This window comes from Streptomyces sp. JJ36 (genome assembly GCF_021696945.1).
GTDB lineage: Bacteria > Actinomycetota > Actinomycetes > Streptomycetales > Streptomycetaceae > Streptomyces.
The window spans coordinates 19,676-27,233 of sequence record NZ_JACYHE010000080.1 but is presented as its reverse complement, the minus strand read 5'-3'; the positions used below and the strand labels follow the sequence as shown (position 1 = coordinate 27,233).

At 74.6% G+C, this 7,558-nt stretch carries 6 protein-coding genes and 1 pseudogene; 6 read left to right on the top strand and 1 reads right to left on the bottom strand.

What is annotated here, in order from left to right; all coding sequences use genetic code 11:
- Nucleotides 1-510: pseudogene (locus HOY81_RS23155) on the bottom strand (diacylglycerol kinase); the annotation flags it as partial.
- Between the two features lie 241 nt (nucleotides 511-751).
- On the opposite strand from HOY81_RS23155, the gene HOY81_RS23150 reads away from it, so the two are divergent.
- From HOY81_RS23150 to HOY81_RS23125, 6 genes are all read left to right on the top strand, one after another.
- Nucleotides 752-2,035 (top strand): adenylosuccinate synthase, encoded by a 1,284-nt coding sequence (locus HOY81_RS23150; protein WP_237322608.1) that lies wholly within the window; start codon nucleotides 752-754, stop codon nucleotides 2,033-2,035.
- A gap of 271 nt (nucleotides 2,036-2,306) precedes the next feature.
- The gene (locus HOY81_RS23145; RefSeq protein ID WP_237322607.1) at nucleotides 2,307-4,166 is read left to right on the top strand and encodes a family 43 glycosylhydrolase; all 1,860 of its coding nucleotides are present in this window, start codon (nucleotides 2,307-2,309) and stop codon (nucleotides 4,164-4,166) included.
- 359 nt (nucleotides 4,167-4,525) lie between these two features.
- Nucleotides 4,526-4,717 carry a DUF6381 family protein gene (locus tag HOY81_RS23140; RefSeq protein WP_237322606.1) on the top strand — a complete coding sequence of 64 codons (192 nt, stop codon included), beginning with the start codon at nucleotides 4,526-4,528 and terminating at the stop codon, nucleotides 4,715-4,717.
- Between the two features lie 462 nt (nucleotides 4,718-5,179).
- Nucleotides 5,180-5,650, top strand: a complete 471-nt coding sequence (locus HOY81_RS23135; protein WP_237322605.1) for a DUF2690 domain-containing protein — start codon at nucleotides 5,180-5,182, stop codon at nucleotides 5,648-5,650.
- 145 nt (nucleotides 5,651-5,795) lie between these two features.
- Entirely contained in the window at nucleotides 5,796-6,257 is a 462-nt protein-coding gene (locus HOY81_RS23130; RefSeq protein WP_237322603.1) for a VOC family protein, read from the top strand.
- Nucleotides 6,258-6,467: 210 nt separating this feature from the next.
- Nucleotides 6,468-7,532: a phosphatidylinositol-specific phospholipase C domain-containing protein gene (locus HOY81_RS23125; RefSeq protein ID WP_237322601.1), complete on the top strand. Its 1,065-nt coding sequence runs from the start codon at nucleotides 6,468-6,470 to the stop codon at nucleotides 7,530-7,532.
- The last annotated feature ends 26 nt before the right edge of the window (nucleotides 7,533-7,558 follow it).

Sequence of the window (7,558 nt, the reverse complement as noted above, 5' to 3'; positions counted from 1 at the left end):
CCCGGCGTCGCGCCGCGCCCCGTCGGCGGGCGCGCCGGGGCGGGGCCCGTCGGCCCGGGCGGCGCCCGGCGCTCCGCCGGTCGCGGGCACCCGCAGGTCCCCCAGCACCACGCCCCCGCTGTCGTCGATCAGGAGGTCCCGTGCCCGCTCCGTCCCGCCGAGGGCCACCCGGGAAGCGGCGACCGCGGTGCCCGGCACCCCCAGCGAGCGTGCCAGCACCGTCCGCTCCGGCGGCCCGACCGGAACCACGGCCACGGGGCATCCCGCCAGTTCCCGCTCCCGGTGCAGCACCTGGACCGTACGCAGCAGCGCCCGGTCGTCGCCGACCACCACGGGCCGCCTGCCGCCCCGCTTCGCCAGTGCGCGGGCGGTATCGGCGGGCTCCCGGAGGACACACAACTTCACCCCCGGCGCACCGGCGCAGAGGACGTCGCGCGCGATCCGTACGGACTCCCCGTCCGTCGCTCGGGCGACCGGGTCGATGACCACGAGCAGGTCTGGAGCCGACAACCTTCTTCCTCTCTCCGGGCGGGGACAACGCCGGGGACGGCCCCCTGCGCCCGGCCGGCGGATCGCGGCCGGGCACCGCTGTTCGCACCCCGGTAACCAGTTCCGGTAATCTCTCGGTGCAAGAGCCCCTGTCGCTGTTGCGCCAGGGGCTTCGTCTAGCTGGGGCACCGGTTCACGGCTCTCGCGTCGGCACCAGCGCCGCGCAGGGTGGACATGCCCCGCCCGGAAGGGGTGTACGCCTGTGCCCGCACTCGTGCTGCTCGGTGCTCAGTGGGGTGACGAGGGCAAGGGAAAGGCCACCGATCTGCTCGGCGGATCGGTCGACTACGTGGTGCGTTACCAGGGCGGCAACAACGCCGGTCACACGGTCGTCGTCGGCGACCAGAAGTACGCGCTGCACCTGCTCCCCTCCGGCATCCTCTCCCCCGGCTGTACCCCGGTGATCGGCAACGGCGTCGTCGTCGACCCCGCGGTCCTGCTCTCCGAGCTGAGCGGACTGAACGAGCGCGGCGTCGACACCTCCAAGCTGCTGCTCAGCGGTAACGCCCATCTGATCACGCCGTACCACACCGAGATCGACAAGGTGACGGAGCGCTTCCTCGGGAAGCGCAGGATCGGCACCACCGGGCGCGGCATCGGCCCGACGTACGCCGACAAGATCAACCGGGTCGGCATCCGCGTCCAGGACCTCTTCGACGAGTCGATCCTGCTGCAGAAGGTCGAGGCGGCCCTCGACTTCAAGAACCAGGTGCTGGCCAAGCTGTACAACCGGCGCGCCGTCCGCCCCGAGCAGGTCGTCGAGGAGCTGCTCGGCTATGCCGACGAGCTGCGCCCGTACGTCGCCGACACCACGCTGATCCTCAACGACGCCGTCGACTCCGGCAAGGTCGTCCTCTTCGAGGGCGGGCAGGGCACGCTGCTCGACGTCGACCACGGCACGTACCCCTTCGTCACCTCCTCCAACCCGACCGCCGGCGGCGCCTGCACCGGCGCGGGCGTGGGCCCGACGAAGATCAGCCGGGTCATCGGCATCCTCAAGGCGTACACCACCCGGGTGGGCGCCGGCCCCTTCCCCACCGAGCTGTTCGACGCGGACGGCGAGGCGCTGCGGGAGATCGGCGGCGAGCGCGGGGTGACCACCGGGCGGGACCGCCGCTGCGGCTGGTTCGACGCGGTGATCGCCCGCTACGCGACCCGGGTCAACGGCCTCACCGACTTCTTCCTCACCAAGCTCGACGTGCTCACCGGCTGGGAGCGCATCCCGGTCTGCGTGGCGTACGAGGTCGAGGGCCGGCGCGTCGAGGAGCTGCCGCACAACCAGTCCGACTTCCACCACGCGAAGCCGGTGTACGAGTACCTGCCCGGGTGGAGCGAGGACATCACCCAGGCCAAGACCTTCGCCGACCTGCCGAAGAACGCGCAGGGGTACGTCAAGGCGCTGGAGGAGATGTCGGGGGCGCCGATCTCCGCCATCGGCGTCGGGCCGGGACGGGACGAGACGATCCAGATCAACGACTTCCTCTGACCGGGCGAACGGGCGACCGGGCGACCGGGGCCCGCCGCCGACCGGTACCGGGCGGCGCCCCGGCCCGGCGCCGGATGCTGCGCGGGGACACCGCGACGGCGCGGGGCGGGCCCGCGTCGCGGCCGTCCGCCCTCCGGCCGGCGACCTGCGGCGCAGCAACGATCCCGGCCCCGGCGCTCCGGGCAAGCTCCCGGTGCGGTGCGCGGATTCTTTACAACGTTGGTACAGCGTTGTAAAAGGACTCACCACCACCGCACCGAGGAGGAACGCCGTGCGCACCGTACGCCCGACCCGCCCCCGAGCACGCCGGACGGGGGCAGCGGCCCTCGTCCTGGCCGCGCTCGCAGCCGTCCTCGCCCAAGCGCCGGGGCACGCCGCCCCGCCGGCCCCGCCGGCGGAGGCCTCCGCCCACGCCCCGGAGAGCGCACGCGGGCCGGACGACGGCCACAGACCGGGCCGGTACCGCAATCCCGTCTCCCGCGGCTTCGCCGACACCTTCGCCGACCCGGCCGTGGTCCGCGGCGAGGACGGCGCCTGGTACGCCTTCGGCACCACCGACCCGCTGCGCAGCGGCGAGGGCACCATGCACGCCCTGCCCGTCGCCCGGTCCACGGACCTGGTCGACTGGTCGTACGTGGGCGACGCGCTCGACGGCGCGGCACCGGACTTCGCCGCCGACGACGCGCTGTACTGGGCGCCCGACATCACCCGCCACGACGGGACGTACTGGCTGTACTTCGTGGTCACCGAGACCACCGTGACCGACGAGAGCGGCGACAGCGCCATCGGGGTGGCCACCGCACCGACGCCCGCCGGGCCGTGGACGGTCCACGACGAGCCCGTGGTCGGCCCGCGCCGCGGAGCCGGGGCGAGCGACGACTTCCAGTGGACCTTCGACCCCGCGCACGTCGTGGACACCGACGGCCGCCGCTATCTCTACTACGGCTCCTACTACGGCGGGATCCACGTCACCGAACTCTCCGCCGACGGCACCCGTCCGGTCGGGGAGCCCACCATGGTCGCCGTCGACAACCGCTTCGAAGGCGCCTACGTCGTCCGCCGCCACGGCTGGTGGTACCTCTTCGCCTCCTCCGGCAACTGCTGCGCGGGCCCCACCACCGGCTACTCCGTCTTCGCCGGTCGCTCCCGCTCGGTGCGCGGCCCCTTCGTGGACCGGGAGGGCGTGCCACTGACCGCCTCCCGCACCGGCGGCAGCATCGTCCTCACCCCGAACGGCAACCGCTGGATCGGCACCGGCCACAACTCCGTGGTGACCGACCTGGCCGGCCAGGACTGGATGGTCTACCACGCCATCGACCGCCACCGGCCGTACCTGGACGAGCCCTACGGCATCAACCGCCGCCCGATGCTGATCGACCGGCTGGACTGGGTCGACGGCTGGCCCGTCGTCCGCCGGGGCAGGGGAGCCTCCGACGGCTGGCAGCAGGCGCCGGTCACCGACCGCCGCCACCCGCGCGCCGCGACCCGCCCGGACACCCCCTCCGGCCCGCCGCCGCGCGACCCGTACGCCCACGGCCGCGTCCACGGCGACGAGTTCGACTCGGGCCGGCTCGGCCCGGGCTGGAGCTGGGTGCGGGAGAGCGACGGGCGGGTCGAGGACGGCTCCTTCGTCTGGCCCACCCAGGACGCCGAGCTGCACAAGGGCACCAACGACGCCTCCGTGCTGCTCCGCAGGGCGCCCCGCGGGGACTACACGGTGGAGACCCGGCTGACCCTCGACGTCGGCGTGGACACCGTGCGCAACTACCAGCAGGCCGGGCTCGTCGCCTACGTCGACGACGACCGCTATCTGCGGTTCTCGCACGTGGCGATCTGGAACACCCGGCAGACCGAGTTCGGCAAGGAGATGCCGTACGCGGACGACCTCTCCTACGGCTCCATGACCGTCGGGCCGCCCGCCGCGACCACCTGGCTGCGGCTGCGGCACACCCGCGACCGCCGCACCGGGGAACACCGCTTCCGCGCGTACACCAGCCGGGACGGCGAGCACTGGATCGCCGGCGGCACCTGGACGCTGCCGGCCGGCACCGACCCCCGGATCGGCCTGATCGCGCACGGCGGCGCGGGCGCCACCGCCGAGTTCGGCTACTTCCGGGTCTTCCGCCGCTGACCCGTGGCGGATGCGGGGAGAAGAAGCCGCGGCCCGGTCCGCCGGGCCGCGGTGCTCCCGTACGGCCCTCCGGACCGGTCGAAGGCGAACAGGATACGGATCTCTCCGCGCCCGCCACGTGTCGACTGCGAGGGTTCGCGTGAGCCGGCCATCATCCGATCCGGTGATCAACGAGACCGGCAAGGGGGGCCGCACAGGGTCGAGTGCGGGGGCGGAACCGTCTGCAGGGGGGCTGTAAAGCGACGCCCTGGGGACGGCGTGGCCGGCGGGTCGGGGGCCGGCCTGCGGGGATGACGGGTGGGGGAAATGTCTGGTTCGATGGTAAATGCACCATTGGAGCCCATCGGCAGGGAGCGATCATGACTGCTGTGGAGGAGGCGCGGCGCCGGGTCCAGGAGATGCGCGCGCAGCTCCGCGACCTGTCGGAGGCCGCGGCACGGGCGGAGGACCCCGAGCAGCGCCGGCGCCTGGAGGAGAAGGCACGCCGGATGGAGAGCCGCTGCGAGCAGGAGAGCGGGATGGCCGGCGGGGACATCTACCCGCCGATGTGACCCGGCCGCGGCGCCGCTCGGCCGGCTACGGGCATGCACCGCCCGGCGCGGACGCGCAGCGGTACGCGCCCGCGTACGCCGGTGTCCGCGCGCGGACGGGCACACGCCGAGCACGCCACCCCGGAGTCGTGTGCCGGGCGCTCGCCGCCCCACCGTGCGAGTCCATCCCCCGCACGCAACCGAGAGTGTCTCGATCGTGTGGTTGTCCCGTCACTCACCGTGTGCGCACCCTGGAAGCGAGGACCCGGGTGAAGGAGGCGGGCAGTGGGCGGGGTCGGGACACCACCGGAGGACGGGCACGGCACGGACGGCGGCACGTCACCGGACGCCTCCGCCGGAGCCGGTCCACCGGCCGGACCGGCGCGCGGCGGCGCGGACCCGTCCGCGGGCGGCCGGACGGACGGAGACGGCGAAGGGACCGGCGACGGAGGCAGCGGGCGGCTGAGCCGGTGGAGCCGCAACATGCTCGTGGTGACCGTGGCGGGCGCGGTGGCCGGCGCCTTCGCCACCGCTCTGGCCACCGGCACCGTCGAGGAGATCCTCGCGGACGACCCGCCTCCGAGCTGCCCCGGTGACGACTGCGACGGGCGGAACCCCGAGGTGCAGGGATGCGGCGACCACGCGGCGACCTTCACGCCGCGGACCCGCAACCCGGCGGCACTGGAGGTCCGGTACAGCAAGCGGTGCAAGTCCGTCTGGGGACGCATCACCAACGGCGAGCCCGGCGCCCAGGTCACCGTGTCGGTCACGGGCGGCTCGCGGGACGTCGCGGAGATCGCCTACGGCAAGGACAAGTTCACCAGGATGGCGAGCGTGTCAGACCCCGCGTCGTTCGAGGTGGAGGTGTGCGCGGTGCCCGCGCCCCGCGAACAGCGCAAGGCCGCGTGGGACGAGTACTGCATCCACGCCACGGAGGACTCCGCCTGGCTCTAGTGTGCCGGTGGCCGTGGCGCACCGGCTCGCCCGTCCCCGCCCGTCAGCGGATGCGGCCCCCGGGACGGGTGCGGGACCCCTCGGCCCCGGGACGTACGCCCGTCGCCCGATCCGCCGCGCGGGCGTGGTGGGGCAGCATCGGCGGATGACCGACACCGCGCACCGCTGGCCCGCCCATCTGGACGCCGGAGCCGTACGTTTCGCCCGCCCGACCGCGCGCTACGACGAGGTGCTGACCTTCTACCGGGACGCCCTCGGGCTGCCCGTACTGGCGCAGTGGCGCGGGCACGCCGGGTACGACGGCATGGTGCTGGGGCTGCCCGGCACGCCCGTGCACCTGGAGCTGACCCGGCACGGCGACCCGCCGCGCATCCCGGAACCGCACCCGGAGAACCAGCTCGTGCTCTACCTGCGCGGCCCGGAGGCGGTCGAGACGGCCGTACGGGTCCTGGCCGCGCACGGGCACCGGCCGGAACCGGCGGCGAACCCGTACTGGCCGGAGCGAGGCGCCGTGGTGTTCGCCGACCCGGACGGCTGGCGGGTGGTGCTCGCCCCCTGGGTCTTCGGCGAGCAGGACCCACCCGCGGTGCGGCACACCGCGGCGTAGGCGTCCCGGCCCCCGCGCGCCGGGCACCCGGGGGCCGCCGCCGGTGCGGCGGGGCCGTACGGCGGGCCGCGGGGCCCGTACCGGCCCGGGGCAGGGCACGGCCGCGCGCACCCGGGGTTCACCGGAACGTCCGGTTCCCGGCGTTCTCCTGACGGCGCATCGGCTCTAGCGTGTGGCGCCGACCCCCATCCCCCACCCGGAGGCCGGCCCGTGCGCAGACCCGTCCGACACGCCCGTACGGCTCTCGCCGCCGCAGGCGCCGCAGCCGCCCTGCTCCTGGCGACCCTCACCACCCCGGCACAGGCGCAGCCGCAGGATTCCGCGGCTGCGCCGTCGTATGCGCGGACCACGTCCGTCGGCGTGCACAACGCCTATGAGAAGGACACCTACCCCTACTTCGCCGACGCCCTGGACTCCGGGGCGGCCCTGCTCGAACTCGACGTGTGGACCAACTCCTTCGGCTCCGGCTGGCGCGTCGCCCACGACAACCCGTTCGGCAACGACAACAACTGCGAGAACGCCGCCTCCCCCGGCGAGCTGCGCAGCAAGCCGCGCAACCGCAGCCTCGGCGGCTGCCTCGCCGACCTGCGGGCCTGGCACGAGGCGCACCCCGGGCACCGGCCGGTGCTGCTCAAGGTCGAGCTGAAGGACGGCTTCAACGACAAGGGCGGGCGCGGCCCCGACGAGTTCGACGCGCTGCTCGCCCGGCACCTCGGCGACGCGGTGTACGGACCGGGCGACCTGCTGACCGGCCGCTACGCCACGCCCGACGAGGCGGTGCGCGCGGGCGCCTGGCCCGGGCGGGACGCGCTGGCCGGGAAGTTCCTCTTCGAGCTGATACCGGGCACCGTCGAGGAGAGCAACCCGGTCGACGACCTGTGGACGGACCGCGAGTACGCCGGGCACCTGCGGGACCTGGCGGCGGCCGGGCGGCTGGCGGAGGCCGGTGCCTTCCCCGCGGTGCACGGCGCGGAGCCGGGCGACCCGCGGACGGCGCGGTACGCGGCGGAGCTGCGGCCCTGGTTCGTGTTCTTCGACGGCGACGCGCGGACGTACGCCGGGGGCGGGATCGACACCGGGTGGTACGCCGACCGCGGCTATCTGCTGGTCATGACCTCCGCGCACGCCGTCGAGCCGCCGATCGACGCCGTGCACCCGACCGAGCAGCAGGCCCGCGACCGGGTGGCGGCGCTGGCCGCGGCGCACGCCAGCTTCGCCACCTCGGCCTGGGCCCCGCTGCCCCGGGTCCTCGCCCTGGTCCTGCCCCGCGGCTGACCGGCCGGGGCCCGTACCGGCAGGTC